Consider the following 15,811-nt stretch of genomic DNA (forward strand, 5'->3'; position numbering starts at 1 on the left):
GCACTGAGATGGACCGCTTCGAGCTGCGCAGACTGGACTACAGTCTGTCCGATCACCATGTGGATCTGCAGAATGCGTACAAGCAATTCTTCAAGACCCACTGTTCCATCGAAACGGTCCGCGCCGCAGAGCCTTCCGGGTTCGACAAGAACCTGTGGGAGCGCCTGTGTGCGATGGGTGCGACCACGATGGCCCTGCCCGAGTCCTGCGGCGGTGACGGGGCGACGCTCGTCGACCTCACGCTGGTGGCCGAGGAGATCGGGCGCTCGCTCGCGCCGGTTCCGTGGGTCGATCATGTGTGCGCCGCGCGGCTGCTGGGTCGCCTCGGGGCGATCGGCGCCGACACCGCCGGCATCGCCGACGGGGAACAGCTTGCGGGGATCGATGCGCGCCTCGACGGCGCACCGGGCGTCCGCCTGATCCCGACCGGATCAATCGCCGACCACATCATCGTCCGCGACGGCGACGAGGTGGTGCGCCTGACGTTCGGGACCCGGCCGACCAAGGTCGACAACCTCGGCCGGCTGCCGATGGCCTGGGTCGATCCGGCCAATGCCGACACCCGCACCGTCGTCGCGCAGGGGGCCGAGGCGCTGGCGAGCTACGAACTCGCGCTCGACGAATGGCGATTGCTGACCGCGTCGGCACTGGTGGGCCTGGTCGAGGAGACCATGACGATCGCGGCCGAATTCTCCAAGACCCGCTACACATTAGGCGTCCCGATCTCGACGCTGCAGGCCATTTCGCATCCGCTGGCCAACATGGCCATTACCGTGCAGGGCGGGCGCAACCTGGCCCGGCGGGCGGCCTGGTTCCTGGACAACGAACCCGGCGAACGAGCCGAGTTGGCGCCGTCGGCGTTCGTGTTCATGGCCGAGGAAGCCGCCAAGGCGGCGACGATGGCCGTGCACATCCAAGGCGGACTTGGTGTTTCGGCCGAAGCCGCCGCAACGGCCTACTTGGTGCGAGCCCGCGGATGGCCGCTGGCCGCCGGTGATCCGGGTACCACCGCGAAGCGGGTCGCCGAGATCGTGACCGCACGTGAGAGTGCGGCCGCGGCCGTCTAGGACAGGAGCAAGACATGGACTTCTCCCGGGTGGAGCTATCGGAGGACGATGCGGCTTTTCGTGAGGAATTGCGCGGCTTCTTGAAAACCCATGTGACCGAGGACGTTCTGCGGCGCGACCGCGAGACCGGTGACAACTTCGACGAGGGCGTGCACCTGGCTTTGGGCGCAGCGGGTTATCTGGCGCGCGAATGGAAACCGGAATCCGATGGTGGATTCACCCGGGTGCGCCGGCGCATCTACGAGCTGGAGAAACGCCGCGCGCAGGTGCCGTGGGTGACGTGGGGGACGACCGCCATGGTGGCGCGATCGGTCGCGAAATTCGGTTCGGCCGAGCTGCAGGACGAGGTGATGCCGAAGGTCTTCAGCGGTGAGGTTCGGCTGTGTCTCGGCTACACCGAACCCGAGGGTGGCTCCGATGTCGCCACCTGCAAAACCCGTGCGGTCCGCGACGGCGATGGCTGGGTGATCAACGGCTCGAAGATGTTCACCACCGGTGCGCACAACTGCCAGTACGTGTTCTTGATCACCAACACCGCGCCGGATGCACCAAAGCACAAGAGCCTGACCATGTTCCTGGTTCCGTTGGACTCACCCGGCATCGAGATCCAGGGCATCCGCACCGTGGACGGCGACCGGACCAACATCGTGTACTACAGCGATGTCCGCGTCGACGACAAGTACCGGCTGGGTGATGTGAACGCGGGCTGGACGGTGCTGCGCGAGCCGCTCAACACCGAACACGGCGCGGTCGCGGCCGCACCCGACGGCTTGCAGGACACCTCGATCATGATGCACCAGGCCGGTTCGATGGCGACGGCGGTCGACCAGGCCGTGGCGGCCGTGATCCGGCCGGATCCCAACGGGCGCAAGCTTGTCGACGATGATTCGGTCGCGTATCGGCTGGGCCGCAGCGTCGCCCGGTTGGAGGCGGCGTTGTCGTCCCCGAACATCTACGGGCGGGTGGCCATCGCCCAGACGATGCGTGACATCTCCCCGGACCTGATGGACATCCACGGGGCGGCGTCGACCCTGCCGTTCGGCACCGACGGGGCCGCCGATGACGGCAGCGCCGAATATGTCTACCGTTTCGCGCCTTTGGTCGGAATCTACGGCGGCACCCTTGAGGTGTTCCGCAACATGATCGGCCAGTACACGCTCGGGCTGGGCAAGCCCAACTACTCACCGCCGGTCAAGAAGGTCTCGTAATTTCCGCATCCTGCGCCGAACGTGCACTGATGGCGGTGTTTTCCGGCGTGTCGCCGCCATCAGTGCACGCTCGGCGAAAGGTGGCGTCCGTCGCCGTTCAGGCGCCGGCGAGTGCCGGGGGCTTGGCGGCGTTAGGATCTGGGTTGGCGATCGGCAGCCCCATGAAGCGGCGCGCATTGTCGCCCATGAAGTCATAGGTACGCCGTTCGTCCATGTCGTCGGCGTATTTCCAGAAACCCTTCGGCTCGGCGAGCCCCTCGGGATGCGGGTAGTCGGAGCCGAACAGCACCCGGTCCCAGCCCACGGTGTCGACGACGTCGGCCACGCAGCCCTCCCAGAACGGGCTGACCCAGATGTTTCGCCGGAACACGTCGTGCGGATGCTCGGGGAAGTTCTGCGGCATCTTCTTGTACAGGTCGGCAAAGTCGTTGAACAGCGGGAAGATCCACGAGCTGCCGTTCTCGACGCTGGCGATGCGCAGCTTGGGGAATCGGGTCAGCGTGCCGTGACAAATCAGGCTGGTGATCATGTCCGCAATTTCGCGGTGGCCCAACGTCATCCAGCGAAATGCGCTCTGAGTCATGAAATTCTGGGTGTGCGGAGGTTCCCACCTGGCGACGTAATCGTCCAGCGGCGGGTAGCTGGCGTGCAACACGATCGGTAACCCGGCGGACTCGACGTCACGCCAGAAGGGATCGAACTCGGGCAGCGCCGGTGAGCGCCAGCCGTGAATCCCGTTCACCGGTCCGGGTTTGATCAATGCGGCCCGAACATCGTTGTCCAGCAGGTACTCCAGTTCGCGCTGGGCGGCGTCGACCTCGGACAGATTGACGATCGGTGTGGAGAACACCCGGTTTCGGTAGTTGTAGGTCCAGTGTTCGAGCATCCACTGGTTCAGCGCGTGGATGATCGCCAGCGTCAATTCGGGATCATCGGCCGACGAGTGCTCGACCAGGCTGGCCAGCGTGGGGTAGTTGAGTGCCTCGACGACGCCCTGGCGGTCGAGTTCGGCGATTCGGTCTTCGGGATTGCGCGTCGCGGCCGGCGCCGCGATCGCGTTGCCCTGCATCTCGCGCAGCGTGAGCCCCTCGGAGTTCTTACCGGCGAAGAACTTTTCGTGCGCACCCGGCGCGGCGACGCGTTCGAACGTCGGGTTCGGGATGAAGTCAGAGACCTTGTTGTTGATGATGATTCGGGTCTGACGCCCGATCTGGGCGAACTGGACGGACCGCGCGTACTTCTCCGGAAGATATTTCGTCAACGATTCCGGGGTTTCGTACATGTGCTGGTCGGCGTCGAAAATCGGCACCTGGGTGAACTGAGCCATCGAATGGTCCCGTCAGGTCGTGAGGATGGTCGCCGCGGCGGTGCCGGGGGCGCCGTACAGCTGGGTGAAGCCCACCTTCGGATTCCCGGGCACCTGGCGATCACCCGCCTCACCGCGGAGTTGGCGCACGATCTCGTGGATCTGCCGCAGCCCGGAGGCGCCGATGGGTTCGCCGTTGGCGATCAGCCCGCCGTCGGTGTTGACCGGCATCGGGCCGTTGATCTCGGTGGCGCCGTCGGCCAGCAGCTTCTCCTGGTCGCCGTGCTCGCAGAACCCGCACTCGGCCATGTGGATGATCTCGGCACCGGCGTCGGTGTCCTGCAACTGGATCACATCGACGTCGGCGGGGGCCACGCCGGCCTTCTCGAATGCGGAGCGGGCGGCGTAAACCGTTGGTGCCACATCTTCTTCGACCGGAGCACAGGTGGTGTTGACCTCGTAGGCGCCGTAACGCCGGGTACGGACTTCCACCGCCCGCAGATAGACAGGCGCCGACGTATAGCGGTGCGCGATGTCGGCCCTGCACATCACCGCCGCCGCGGCGCCTTCGTCGGGTGCGCAGAACATGTATTGGGTCAGCGGATAATTGAGCATCGTCGAGTTGAGGATGTTCTCCTCGGAGATGGGCTTGCGGCGAAATGCGTTCGGGTTCAAGGCTCCATTGCGGAAGTTCTTGGCCGCAACCTTGGCCAGCGTCTCCTGGGAGATGTTGTGGTCGTGCAGGTAGCGGTTCGCCTTCATGCCGAAGAACTGCGTGGTCAGATATTGCCCGTTCTCCGCATACCAGCTCGGCATGCCCACCAGCGCCGGGTCCTCGGTGAACGCCCCGCGCGGATGCTTGTCCAAGCCGATCGCGATGCCGATGTCGTAGTCGCCCAACCGGATTCCGTCCGCGCAGGCCTTGACGGCACTGGCGGCCGTCGCGCACGCGTTGAACACATTGGTGAACGGGATGCCGGTGAGCCCGACCATGCCGACGATCGCGTCCGGGTTGGCGACCGTCCAGCTGCCCCCGGTGGCGAATTGGACATCCTGCCAAGCGATACCGGCGTCGGCGACCGCGGCGAGGATGGCGTCGACGCCCATCTGCATGGCCGATTTGCCCTCGAATCGGCCGAACGGGTGTAGGCCGACCCCGATGATCGCCACGTCATTCATGCAATGGCTCCTGCGTTCTTGAGTTCTTCGATGCGGTCCCAATCCATGCCGATCTCCATCAAGACGATCTCGGTGTGCTCGGAGGCCTGGGGCGCCCGGGTGGTTTCCAGCGGCTCGTGGTTGAACTGGACCGGCCCGCGCACGACCTTGAACGGTGCACCACCCGCGGCGACCTCGACTTCGGCGATCATGTCGTTGGCGATGGCCTGCTCATCGCTGGCCAGGTCGATCAGGCTCTGGAACGGTGCCCACTGGCCCTTCATCGTCTTCAGGTGCTGGCGCCAATACTCAAAGGGTTTGGCGGCGAACGCTTTCGCGATCAGCTCGGCGGCCGCGTTGGCGTTCTGAATCAACGGCAGCACCTCGGAGAAGCGCTCATCGTCGGCGGCTTCGGGGATGCCGAGATGCTCGAAGGTGTCGCGGATCAGGCCGGTCGGGCTGATGATGCAGAGATTGATCGTGCCGCCGTCGGATGTCTCGTAGTTGCCCATGAACGGATTCACCGAGATCGCCGACGCGGAACCCGGCATCGGCGTGCGCATGACCTCTCCGGTCTCCATACCCTGCGTCATGCTGGCGCCCGCGGCCCACCAGGCCGTGCTCAACAGCGACACGTCGAGTTCGACCGCCTCCCCGGTACGCTCGCGGTGCAATAGCGCGGCCGAGATACCGCCGGCGATGAACATGCCGCCGATGGAATCGCCGAACGCGGGAATGCCTTGTCCCAGTGCGCCGCCCAACTCCTCGGGCGTCAACGCATAGCCGATGCCGCTGCGCGTCCAGAACGCCGTCCCGTCGTAGCCGCCGACATTGCGCTCGGGGCCCTTGTCCCCGTAGGCCGAACCCCGGGCGTAGATGATGTTCGGGTTCACCGCGCGAATGTGCTCGACGTCGAACTTGTGCGCTTGGCGCTGCGCCGGTTTGTAGTTGGTCAGAAACACATCGGAGGTCTTGGCGAGTTCGTAGATCACCTCCTGGCCGCCCGGCGTGGAGACGTCGATGCCGACGCTGCGCTTGCCGCGGTTGGGATGTTCCATCAGCGGATGGCGGTCCGGGTTGACCTGAATGCCACCCATGTTGAGGAAGCCGCGTTGCGTGTCGCCGCGCAGCGGGTGTTCGACCTTGATCACGTCGGCGCCCCAGTCGGCCAGAATCGCGCCCGCCGCGGGGACGAAGGTGAACTGCGCAACCTCGAGGACCCGAAAGCCCTGCATTACCTTGACCATTTCTCCCACCAACTCCGTCTTCTTCGCACCGGACGTTTCCTAACCGCGGACGCTACTTGGCCCCGAACGTCACCGGAAGGGCCGTCGGCGAGCGGAAGGGTTGTCCGAAGATGTGCGGGTCGTCGTCGGTGAGCAGGTTGATGTCGGTCAACCGGTTCAGCAGACATTCGAGCGCGACACGGGTTTCCAGCCGCGCCAGGTGCAGTCCCAGGCAGGTGTGCTCGCCCGCGGCGAAGGAGATGTGCGGCGTGGACTTTCGGAAGATGTCGAACTCCTCCGATCGTTGCCAGCGCGCCTCGTCGCGATTGGCGGAGCCGACGCACACCCCGATCACGGAGCGCGCCGGAATCGCCACGCCTTCCAGTTCGGTGTCCTCGGTGGTGAACCGCTGCACGGTGGTCAGCGGCGTCTCGAAGCGCAGGCCCTCCTCGATCGCCGGGGCGATCAGGTCGCGATCGGCTTGTACCGCGGCGAACTGCTCGGGATGGGTGAGCAGCAGGTACAGCAGATTTCCCGAGGACCGGTAGGTGGTTTCCAGCCCGGCGGGCAGCAGCAGCCGCAGGAACGAGTAGATGGCCTCGTCGCTTAGCTTTTCGCCATCGATCTCGGCGGTCACCAGATCGCCGATGATGTCCTCGGTGGGTTGGGATTTGCGATTGTCGATCTGTTCGACGAAGTAATCCTTCAACGCCGCCGACGCCTCGAACGCCTTCTCGTAGTTGACGTGGTAGCTGATCAACTGCACCGCGCGCTTGCGGAACATCGGCAGATCTTCGTCCGGCAATCCCAGCAGCCGGGCGATCACGCGGGTCGGGAATTCGAAGGTGTAGTTGCGGACCAGGTCGGCGGTTCCGGTAGCGATGAATTCGTCGATCAGCGCGTTGCAGATCGGGCGGACGATCTCGGGCTCCCAGCGGGCCAGCGCCCTGGACTTGAATGCCGCCGACACCAGGTTGCGATGTTCACGATGCTGCTTGCCCTCCATCGCCAGGATGGTCGGACCCATGAACAGGCCGATCGTCTTGTCGTAGGGCTTGGAGCTGAACACCCGCCCGTCCCGGAACACCGTGTTGACCGCGTTGAACGACACCGCCGAGTACTCGTTCTTGGGCAACAGGGACTCGGGGGTCTTGGTGTAATCCATCACCGTCCCGCGGAAGACGCCGGACTGACGACGCTTGTGCGCGAAGTACGGATAGGGGTTGCGCAGATCGACGGTTTGGTCGCCGGTGCCGGCGGTGTGAACGTTGGTCGTCACCTAAATCTCCAGCATTTGCGCGCGGACGGACGGTCGTTACGTAAGATCGTACTGTAATTATTACAGTAGACAATATGGGCTTCCCGTGCCCCGGTCTGACGAGGTCACCATGAGCACACTCGATGAACGCGCCGACAGCACGGTCGAACAGCAGCGAGCCGCTCTGGGCGCGATCCTGGCCCGGCAGCGTCAAGCCTTCATCGCCGACGGGCCGCCGTCCGTGGCGCTGCGACGCAACCGGATCGACCGGCTGATGGCGCTCGTCCTCGACAACACCGACGCATTCGTCGACGCGATGGCCACCGATTTCGGCACCCGGTCCAAGGCGGCAACGTTGTTCACCGAGGTGATCGGCATGATCTCGGTGATCGAGCACACGAGATCTCATGTTGCGCAATGGATGCGGGCGACCAAGCTGATGCGCGCCGCGGGATTGTTCGGGCTGCGCGCCGAGGTCCAGCCCTCGCCGCTGGGAGTGGTCGGCATCATCGGTCCGTGGAACTTCCCGCTCAATCTCGTGATCCTGCCTGCCGCGACCGCGTTCGCCGCGGGCAACCGGGTGATGATCAAGATGTCGGAGGTCACCTCGCAGACCGCCGAGCTGATGAAGGCGACTGCACCGAACTACTTCGACTCCGACGAACTCGACATCGTCACCGGCGGTCCGGAGGTCGCGGCGATCTTCTCGACGCTGCCGTTCGATCACCTGTTCTTCACCGGTTCGCCGGCGGTCGGCGCGTTGGTGCAGCGGGCGGCCGCGCAGAACCTGGTGCCGGTGACGCTGGAGCTCGGCGGCAAGAACCCCGTCGTCGTCGCACCCGGCGCCGACATTCGTCGGTCCGCCGCCCGGATCGCGCAGGGCCGCATGGTCAACGGGGGACAGGTCTGCGTGTGCCCCGACTATGTCTTCGTCCCCGACGATCAGATCGACACGTTCGTCGGCGCCGCCCGGGAGACGCTGCGCGGAATGTTCGGAACCATCATCGCCAACGGCGACTACTGCTCGAGTGTGAATCAGGCGAATTTCGACCGGGTCGTCGGCCTGATCGAAGACGCGCGTGCCAACGGCGCCACCGTGGAAACCGTTGCGCCGGAAGGGGAGCTCCTGCCCGACCGCGCTTCCCGCAAGATCGCACCCACCATCGTCCGCGATGTCGACGACACCATGAAGATCGCCAACGAAGAGATCTTCGGCCCGGTCCTGGTGGTCAAGGGATATTCGCGGCTGGGCGAGGCCATCGACTACATCAACCAGCGGCCGGCGCCGCTGGTGGCCTACTGGTATGGGCCCGACGACACCGACTTCCGAAACTTCTTGAACAACACCCGCAGCGGCGGCGTCGCCCGCAACGACTTTGCCGCGCAGATGATTCCGTCGGCCGCGCCGTTCGGCGGCGTGGGACGCAGCGGGATGGGCGCGTATCACGGCAAGGCCGGCTTCGACGCGTTCAGCCATCACCGGTCGGTGGTGGGCAGCGATCTGCCGTTCAGCGTCACCGGAAGCGCCGCCCCGCCGTTCGGCAAACCGATGCGGATATACGCCGACGCCATGATGCGCATGACGCGGGCGCGTACCCGCCGCCGGCTCAAGGGCGCACCGCGCGCCTAGCGGGCGTTGGGATTCAGCCGTGCGGCGCGCGCCATCAGGTCGGCGTATCCGACACCGAGCAGCCGCGGCATCGCCGCCATCACCCGCCCGTCGGGCCCGATCAGAATCCGGGCGCGGTTTTTCTCGGCCCCGCGCAGGATGGCCCGGGCGGCCTTCTCCGGCGACGTGAGCGCCAACCGGCTGAAGTACTTCGCCGCCTGCTCGGGATCCTCGGTCGCCGCGGTGCGCATGTTCGCCCCGAAGTTGGTGCGCACCACACCGGGGTGCACGCAATGCACGGTCACCGGGTGGCGTTCCATGATCATCTCCTGGCGCAGCGCCTCGGTGAAGCCGCGCACCGCGAATTTCGAAGTGCTGTAGGCGCCTTGGTAGGGCACCGCGATCAGGCCGAACGCGCTGGACAGGTTGACCAACCGGGCGGGCCGATCGGTGGTTCCGGATTCGATCAGCTGCGGCAGGAAGGCCTTCGTCCCGCTCACTACGCCACCGATGTTGATGCCGATCAGCCAGTCGAAGTCCTTCCAGGACATGTCGGCCACGCTGGCGAACAGGTCGACCCCGGCGTTGTTGAACAGCATCGAGGCGGGCCCGAGGTCGCGGCGGACGTCTTCGGCATGCCCGCACACCGCGTCGCGGTCGGCGACATCGACCTGATACGTGGTCACCTGCCCGGACCGGCACATCGCCTGTGTTTCGGCCAGATTCGCCTTGTCGATGTCGGATGCCGCGACGTGTGCCCCATCCTGCGTCAGCGCGTAGGTCAGGGCGCGCCCGATTCCCGACCCGGCACCGGTGACCACGGCGACACGATTCCGATATTTCATCTCGTTGCCCCTAGTCGCTCTCGGCTTGCTCGCGCGCCCAACGGTAATCGGCCTTGCCGGACGGGCTGCGCTCGATGACGGGGCGGAAGACGATCGCCTTCGGAAGTTTGTAGCGAGCCAACGATTGCGCGGCATGCGTCACCAGCTCGTCGGCGTCGGCGTGCGCCCCTTCGGCCAGCGCGACGACGGCGACGACCTCCTGGCCCCAACGTTCGCTGGGCCGTCCCGTGACCACCACGTCGGCCACCGCGGGATGCGACGCGATCGCGGTTTCGACCTCCTCGACGAAGATCTTCTCGCCGCCGGAATTGATCGTCACCGAATCGCGGCCCAGCAACTCGATGCTGGCGTCCTCGCGGTGGCGCGCCCGATCACCCGGAACCGCGTACCGCACACCGTCGATGACCGGAAAGGTCGCCGCGGTCTTGGCCGCATCGCCCTTGTAGCCGAGCGGAATGTAACCGCGTTGGGCCAGCCAGCCGATCCCGTCGTGTCCCGGCGGCAGGATGGACGACAGATCCTCGGCCGCCACGAAGACATCCGGGCCCGCGTTGAACGTTCCGGTAGACACCGCGCCGGACGCCGACATGTGATGCATCTGCGCCCCGGTTTCGGAGGATCCGACACCGTCGATGACGACGGCATTCGGTAGCGCTTCGATCAAGCGCTGCTTGACATATGGGGTCAGCAGGGCGCCGCCGTTGGCGATCGCGATCAGCGACGACACGTCGGCGATACCCTTCTCGACGGCGGCGAGCAACGGACGGGCCATCGCGTCGCCGACCACCGACACCACCGATACCCGCTCCCGCTCGATCGTGCGCACCACGTCGTCGGCATCCAAATGGTCGACGACGGAAGGGAAGACGACGGATTGCCCGGTGGTCAGGGCGGTCATCACGCCCCACTGCGCCGCGCCGTGGATCAGCGGCGGCAAGATCATCAACTTGGTGGGGGTGCTGGCGGCGACTCGTTCGACGATCTCGTCGACCGAGCCGGCGGGCTCGCCGGTCATCAGATTGCGTCCACCGAACGATGTCATGAAGATGTCGTGCTGTCGCCACAGCACGCCCTTCGGCATTCCCGTGGTGCCACCGGTGTACAGGACGTACAAGTCGTCGGGGGAGTGCTGTACCGGCGGCGGCTGGGACGGACTGGATCTGATGATGGTGTCGTAATCGACTGCGCCGTGCACCAAGTCGTTGCCGGAGTCGTCGGCGATCTGGATCAGCACCCGTAGCTTCGGCAGGTCGGGCAGGACTTCGGCGACCCGTGGCGCGAACGCCGCGTGGTAGACCAGGGCGGTCGCACCGGAATCCGCGAGCAGATATTGCAGCTCGCTCTTGACGTAGCGGAAGTTGACGTTGAACGGGGCGACGCGGGCCGCGAAAGCGCCGAGCAACGACTCGACGAATTCGTTTCCGTTGTAGGCGTATAGGCCGAGCAGGTCCTGGCCCACTTCGTGGCCGCCAAGGCCGGAGCGCTCGGTGTGGCAGCCAAGGCCCCGGGAGTGCAGATACGCCGCGAGCCGGTTGGACCGCTCGATGGTCTGCGCGTAGCTGAACCTCTGATCGCCCTGAATCAGCAGCTCTCGGTCGCCGATCGTGGCCGCGACGGCAGTGGCGACGGCCGGGACCGTGAATTGTGTTGCGGTGTCAGACATTGTACCTCTCACGGCTGGTGGGGTAGCAGACGCACCATCAGCCCGTTGGCTTCGCTGAGTAGCGATCCGTCGGCCGATGTCATCGTCGAGGAGATGAAGACTTTCCGGCCGTCGGTATCGCTGATGCGGCCTTTCGCGATCAATGGTTCGTCGATGGGAGTGATCTTGCGGTAGTCGACGTGCAGGTAGGCGGTGCGGGTCGGGCGAATGCCCGCGGTGGACACCACCATGCCGAACAGCCAGTCGTAGAACAGCGGGATCATGCCGCCATGCACGGCGTTGTTGCCGCCCACGTGAGACCGGGTGAAGTGCCCTTGCATCGTGACGCCGTCGGGCCCGGATTCCGTCAGCGTCCACGGCGGTAGCAGTGGATGGCCCAGCCCGGGCAGCTCGAGGACGCGGCCGGCGGGTGTCACGTGCTCCGGAGCCTGGTGGCCGTTGAGCAGGGCGCAGGCGTTTTCGACGTGCTGCGCCGCGCTCGCCCAGATCGAGCCGTCCGGGTTGGTGGACACCGTCAGATCCTGCAAACGTCGCATCGCGGCAGCGAATCGGCCCAGTTCGGGCGGCGCGTTTTCGACCGGCGAGATTTGCGGGAACCCGCCGCGGGTTCCGGGGGCGGTGTCGGCGGTGTCGGTCACTGGGCTCCTTTGGCCTGCTGCTGCCATACCTGGAGCAGATCGTCGGTGGTGGTGATCGTCGCCAGCAGCGACAGCGTGTTGGCGATAATCGCGGCACCGTACTCGGTGGGGATGCCCGCCACGGCGTCGGCGGGGACGACGACGCGATAGGCGGCGTTGACCGCATCCATCACGAGGTTGGGGATCGCGATGTTCAGCGAGACGCCGACCACGACAATCGTGGAAACCCCGAGGTTGCGCAGCACCGCATCCAGGTCGGTGCCGCCCATCGGTCCCACGCCGTGCCATCTGCGCAGCACCAGATCGCTTGGGTCGGGTCCCAATTCGGGAAGCACCTCGGCTCCCGGCGTGCCCGGGGTGATGTCGACTCCTCCTTTCCCGGGGCCGCGACTCATCGTGAAGATCTTGGCGTTGTGGTTGGACCCCAGCCCGTCGGGGCGGCGCTGCACCAAGCAATGCACGATCGGCACGCCGGCCGCCCGCGCCGCCGGCAACAGCCGCACGATGTTGGGCAGCGCGACGCGGCGGGCTTCCTCGGCGAGCATGGCCAGCCCGGCATCCGGGCCGATGACCGCGCCCTGGCACTCCTGGGCGACGATCGCGGTGCGCCCGGGCTCGAGGACGTCGGCGAGTTGCGCGCTCATGCCGGAACGTCGTAGAACTGCGTCGCCCATTTTCGCAGTGCCATATAGCCTTTCGCGTCGACCTTGGACAATGCCGGATGTTCGACGTACTTCTGGTAGCGCCAGATTTCCAGGTCGTCGAAGACGGTGGACAGGAATTGCTTTTCGATCAGGTTGCGCAGTTTGCCCTCCGGCACGTCGGAGTCATCGCCCGGGATGCGCGGCCACCAGATCGAATAGAACAGGTCCGAGCATTCGTCGTCGACCGGCGTGCAGGTGAAAATCAGCCGATGATTCTGCGCGCCCTCGAAGACGCTGATCGCCCCGCCGAGGCCGAATAAGTGGCTGTGGAACCGTAATGCGAGATCGTCGGGATTGTCGCTGCGCGCATCCGGCCAGCCCGCGATGAATTGCCATTCCTGGTCGACGATCTTCCAGTCCAGCACCCGGGGCGTCACCGTCGCGTGGTGGACGTACTCGAAATGGGCGCTGTCGGGGGCGTTCTCCGCGACGATCTGCGGATGCACCGGCTCGCGCTCGGCGCGCCGGGAGAACTCCGGATATGCCCGGTAGTAGCCCGCCGGATCCGTCTCGAACTGCGGGAACTTTCGGAAGATGTCCGGCATGTCCCACTGCGGTTCCTTGCCGTCCGGGTGGTGCCAGATGAACACGCAGTCGTATTGCTCCCGGACGGGATACGACTTGAGCCGCAGCGCCCGGTTGGGGCGGTCCGGCTGGTAGGGGATGTACCGGTTGGTGCCGTCCGGACCCCAGCGCCAACCGTGGAACGGACACTCGACGCAATCGCCGACCACCTTGCCGCCGTGACCGATATGGGCGCCGAGGTGTTTGCAATGCCCCTCCAGCACGTGCAGCGCACCCGACTCGTCGCGATAGGCGACCAGATCCTCGCCGAAGTACTGCAGCGGCCGAACCTCGCCCACGGGGAATTCCGGGGACCACCCGACCATGAACCACCCGGTGACCTTCCAGGTGAACGGGACTTTCACGGCGGCTCCTCACAAGTTCTGCTAGATACTAAGCCCGTTACAGTATAGATTTCAGCAGGTCCTCAGAAGTTCGTCCAGGGCGCGGCAGGGAGCGTGATGACGCAAGCGGTTGTCTCGGCGGCTGATGAGCTCGAAGAGCTCCGAAAACTGAAGGCGCGGTACTGCCGTTTTCTGGACACCAAAGACGTCGAGGCCTGGCGCGGCGTGTTCACCGCCGACGTGGTGGTCACCCTGGACATGGCGGTCTCCGTCGGCGGCGCCGATCCGATGACGGCACCGCCGATCGAGGGCGTCGACAACTTCGTCCCGACCGTGCTGGGCGGCCTGGAGGGCGTGGCCACCATGCACCATTGCCACACCCCGGAGCTGACCCTCACCTCGGCCACCACCGCCACCGGCATCTGGGCGATGGAAGATCTGCTCGTCTTCAGTGACGGCCGCGAGATGCACGGCGCGGGTCACTACCGCGAGACCTACGAGAAGGCCGACGGCTCCTGGCGGATCAAGACCCTGCACCTGACCCGAACGATGCTGAGGATAACGGGAGGAGACGATGCCTGAAGCCGACACCTCCTTCGACGCGCTGGTGATCGGTGCCGGGTTCTCCGGCTTGTACATGCTGCATCGGCTGCGCCAGCTCGGACTTCGCGCCCGGGTGCTGGAGATGGCTGAAAACGTCGGTGGCACTTGGCTGTTCAATCGCTATCCGGGCGCGCGATGCGACATCGAAAGCATCGAGTACTCCTACAGCTTCTCCGAAGAGATTCAGCAGGAATGGGTCTGGACGGAGTCGATGCCCGCCCAGCCCGAGATCGAGGCGTACCTGAATTTCGTCGCCGACCGGTTGGACCTGCGTCGCGACATCGCGTTTGACACCAAGGTCGTCGCGATGGAGTTCGACGAAGAGGCCGCGGTGTGGGTGGTGCGCACCGAAACCGGCAAGGCGTTTGTCGCCCCGTTCGTCGTGGCGGCCTCCGGCATCCTGTCGGTGCCGCTGGAGCCCGACATCCCCGGCATGCGGACGTTCGCCGGAGCGTCGCTGTTCACCAGCCGCTGGCCCAAGGACGGCTTCGACCTCGCCGGAAAACGGGTCGGCGTGATCGGCACCGGCTCCACCGGGGTTCAGCTCATCCCCGTCGTTGCTCAACAAGCCTTGCAGCTCTGCGTCTTTCAGCGGTCACCCGCATATACGCTGCCCTGGCGGGTGCACCGGTTCGAACCCGGCGAGCTGGACGAGATGAAGGGCCGATACGGCGAGATCCGGGAAGCCCAACGCGCCCACCCGATCGGGGCGGCGCGGCTGAGCGCCTTCTCCGTGCTGTTGGAAATGCTGAGCAGCCCGCCGATCAAGTCGGCCTCGCGCGAGGAGCAATTGCGCGCGATCGAGGAGGACGGCGTGATGGGCGCGCTCAACTGGAGCGACATCTTCTTCGACATCGACGCCAATCGGATGGCCGCCCGGCTCTACGGCGAGGCGGTGGCCCGCATCGTCAAGGATCCGCAGACGGCCGCGTCGTTGGTGCCCGTGCATCCGTTCGCGTGCAAGCGGCCGATCATCGACCAGGGCTACTACGAGACGTTCAACCGCGACAACGTGACGCTCGTCGACCTGCGCAAGGCGCCGATTCGCGAGATAACACCGGACGGCATCCGCACCGAAACCGATGACTACGAGCTCGACGTGATCGTCTACGCCACCGGGTTCGACGCGATGACCGGTGCGCTGAGCCGCATCGACATCCGGGGCCGCGACGCGATGTCGCTCGGCGAGTTCTGGGCGACCGAGGGGCCGCTGTCCTACCTGGGGCTGGCGGTCGCCGGCTTCCCGAACTTGTTCACCATCCAGGGTCCGGGCAGCCCGAGCGCAGCCACGAACTTCGTCGCCGCGCTGGAACAACATGTGGAGTGGATCGGCGATTGCATCGCGTACCTGCGCGACAACGGAATCCGCACGATCGAGGCGCTGGGTACCGCACAGCACGAGTGGATTGAGCACACCACCGCGCTGGTGGCTCCCACGGTGCTCGTGCACCCGTCCTGCAACTCCTGGTACAACGGCGGCAACGTGCCCGGAAAGAAGCGGATGTACATGGGCTATACCGGTGGAATCCCCGAATATCGGCGCCGCTGCGACGAAATCGCCGCCGGCGGATATGCCGGTTTCAAGTTGGCTTGATTGGTTCGGGGCTGGTTTAAGGTG

14 protein-coding genes are annotated in these 15,811 nt (G+C 65.6%); 5 read left to right on the top strand and 9 right to left on the bottom strand.

The window, feature by feature from the left end; all coding sequences use genetic code 11:
* Nucleotides 1–8 precede the first annotated feature (8 nt).
* Entirely contained in the window at nt 9–1,067 is a 1,059-nt protein-coding gene (locus G6N55_RS25180; RefSeq protein WP_085220872.1) for an acyl-CoA dehydrogenase family protein, read from the top strand.
* A gap of 14 nt (nt 1,068–1,081) precedes the next feature.
* Complete coding sequence (locus G6N55_RS25185) at nt 1,082–2,275, top strand: acyl-CoA dehydrogenase family protein (RefSeq protein ID WP_085220871.1); 1,194 nt, start codon at nt 1,082–1,084, stop codon at nt 2,273–2,275.
* Nucleotides 2,276–2,372: 97 nt separating this feature from the next.
* Here the strand turns inward: G6N55_RS25185 and G6N55_RS25190 are convergent, their stop codons facing one another.
* The 4 genes from G6N55_RS25190 to G6N55_RS25205 all read right to left on the bottom strand — a co-directional run bounded on the left by G6N55_RS25190 (nt 2,373) and on the right by G6N55_RS25205 (nt 7,244).
* On the bottom strand, nt 2,373–3,602 hold the full coding sequence (locus tag G6N55_RS25190; RefSeq protein WP_085220870.1) for an amidohydrolase family protein: 1,230 nt from the start codon (nt 3,600–3,602) through the stop codon (nt 2,373–2,375).
* Between the two features lie 12 nt (nt 3,603–3,614).
* Entirely contained in the window at nt 3,615–4,760 is a 1,146-nt protein-coding gene (locus tag G6N55_RS25195; protein ID WP_085220869.1) for a thiolase family protein, read from the bottom strand.
* Entirely contained in the window at nt 4,757–5,974 is a 1,218-nt protein-coding gene (locus G6N55_RS25200; protein ID WP_085221232.1) for a CaiB/BaiF CoA transferase family protein, read from the bottom strand. Before G6N55_RS25200 ends, G6N55_RS25195 begins: the two co-directional genes overlap by 4 nt.
* Before the next feature lie 64 nt (nt 5,975–6,038).
* A complete protein-coding gene (locus tag G6N55_RS25205; protein WP_085220868.1) occupies nt 6,039–7,244 on the bottom strand; it encodes a cytochrome P450 in 1,206 nt (401 codons plus the stop codon).
* A gap of 172 nt (nt 7,245–7,416) precedes the next feature.
* On the opposite strand from G6N55_RS25205, the gene G6N55_RS25210 reads away from it, so the two are divergent.
* A complete protein-coding gene (locus G6N55_RS25210; RefSeq protein ID WP_139826736.1) occupies nt 7,417–8,853 on the top strand; it encodes a coniferyl aldehyde dehydrogenase in 1,437 nt (478 codons plus the stop codon).
* Here the strand turns inward: G6N55_RS25210 and G6N55_RS25215 are convergent.
* Genes G6N55_RS25215 through G6N55_RS25235 form a run of 5 tightly spaced genes read right to left on the bottom strand, consistent with a single transcriptional unit; the run spans nt 8,850 to nt 13,611 of the window.
* Nucleotides 8,850–9,677 carry an SDR family NAD(P)-dependent oxidoreductase gene (locus G6N55_RS25215; RefSeq protein WP_085220866.1) on the bottom strand — a complete coding sequence of 276 codons (828 nt, stop codon included), beginning with the start codon at nt 9,675–9,677 and terminating at the stop codon, nt 8,850–8,852. The genes G6N55_RS25210 and G6N55_RS25215 overlap by 4 nt on opposite strands.
* A 10-nt stretch (nt 9,678–9,687) precedes the next feature.
* Nucleotides 9,688–11,340 (bottom strand): acyl-CoA synthetase, encoded by a 1,653-nt coding sequence (locus G6N55_RS25220; protein ID WP_085220865.1) that lies wholly within the window; start codon nt 11,338–11,340, stop codon nt 9,688–9,690.
* 8 nt (nt 11,341–11,348) lie between these two features.
* Nucleotides 11,349–11,978, bottom strand: coding sequence for a PaaI family thioesterase (locus G6N55_RS25225; RefSeq protein ID WP_232078829.1), 630 nt, complete (start codon nt 11,976–11,978; stop codon nt 11,349–11,351).
* On the bottom strand, nt 11,975–12,622 hold the full coding sequence (locus G6N55_RS25230; RefSeq protein ID WP_085220863.1) for a cysteine hydrolase: 648 nt from the start codon (nt 12,620–12,622) through the stop codon (nt 11,975–11,977). The genes G6N55_RS25225 and G6N55_RS25230 overlap by 4 nt, the downstream gene beginning before the upstream one ends.
* Complete coding sequence (locus G6N55_RS25235) at nt 12,619–13,611, bottom strand: Rieske 2Fe-2S domain-containing protein (RefSeq protein ID WP_085220862.1); 993 nt, start codon at nt 13,609–13,611, stop codon at nt 12,619–12,621. The genes G6N55_RS25230 and G6N55_RS25235 overlap by 4 nt, the downstream gene beginning before the upstream one ends.
* 96 nt (nt 13,612–13,707) lie before the next feature.
* Between G6N55_RS25235 and G6N55_RS25240 the strand changes: the two genes are divergently transcribed.
* Together G6N55_RS25240 and G6N55_RS25245 are read left to right on the top strand one after the other, a co-directional pair.
* Nucleotides 13,708–14,172, top strand: a complete 465-nt coding sequence (locus G6N55_RS25240; protein WP_085220861.1) for a nuclear transport factor 2 family protein — start codon at nt 13,708–13,710, stop codon at nt 14,170–14,172.
* The gene (locus G6N55_RS25245; RefSeq protein WP_085220860.1) at nt 14,165–15,787 is read left to right on the top strand and encodes a flavin-containing monooxygenase; all 1,623 of its coding nucleotides are present in this window, start codon (nt 14,165–14,167) and stop codon (nt 15,785–15,787) included. Before G6N55_RS25240 ends, G6N55_RS25245 begins: the two co-directional genes overlap by 8 nt.
* Nucleotides 15,788–15,811 lie beyond the last annotated feature (24 nt).

Source organism: Mycobacterium florentinum, from assembly GCF_010730355.1.
Classification (GTDB): Bacteria; Actinomycetota; Actinomycetes; order Mycobacteriales; family Mycobacteriaceae; genus Mycobacterium; species Mycobacterium florentinum.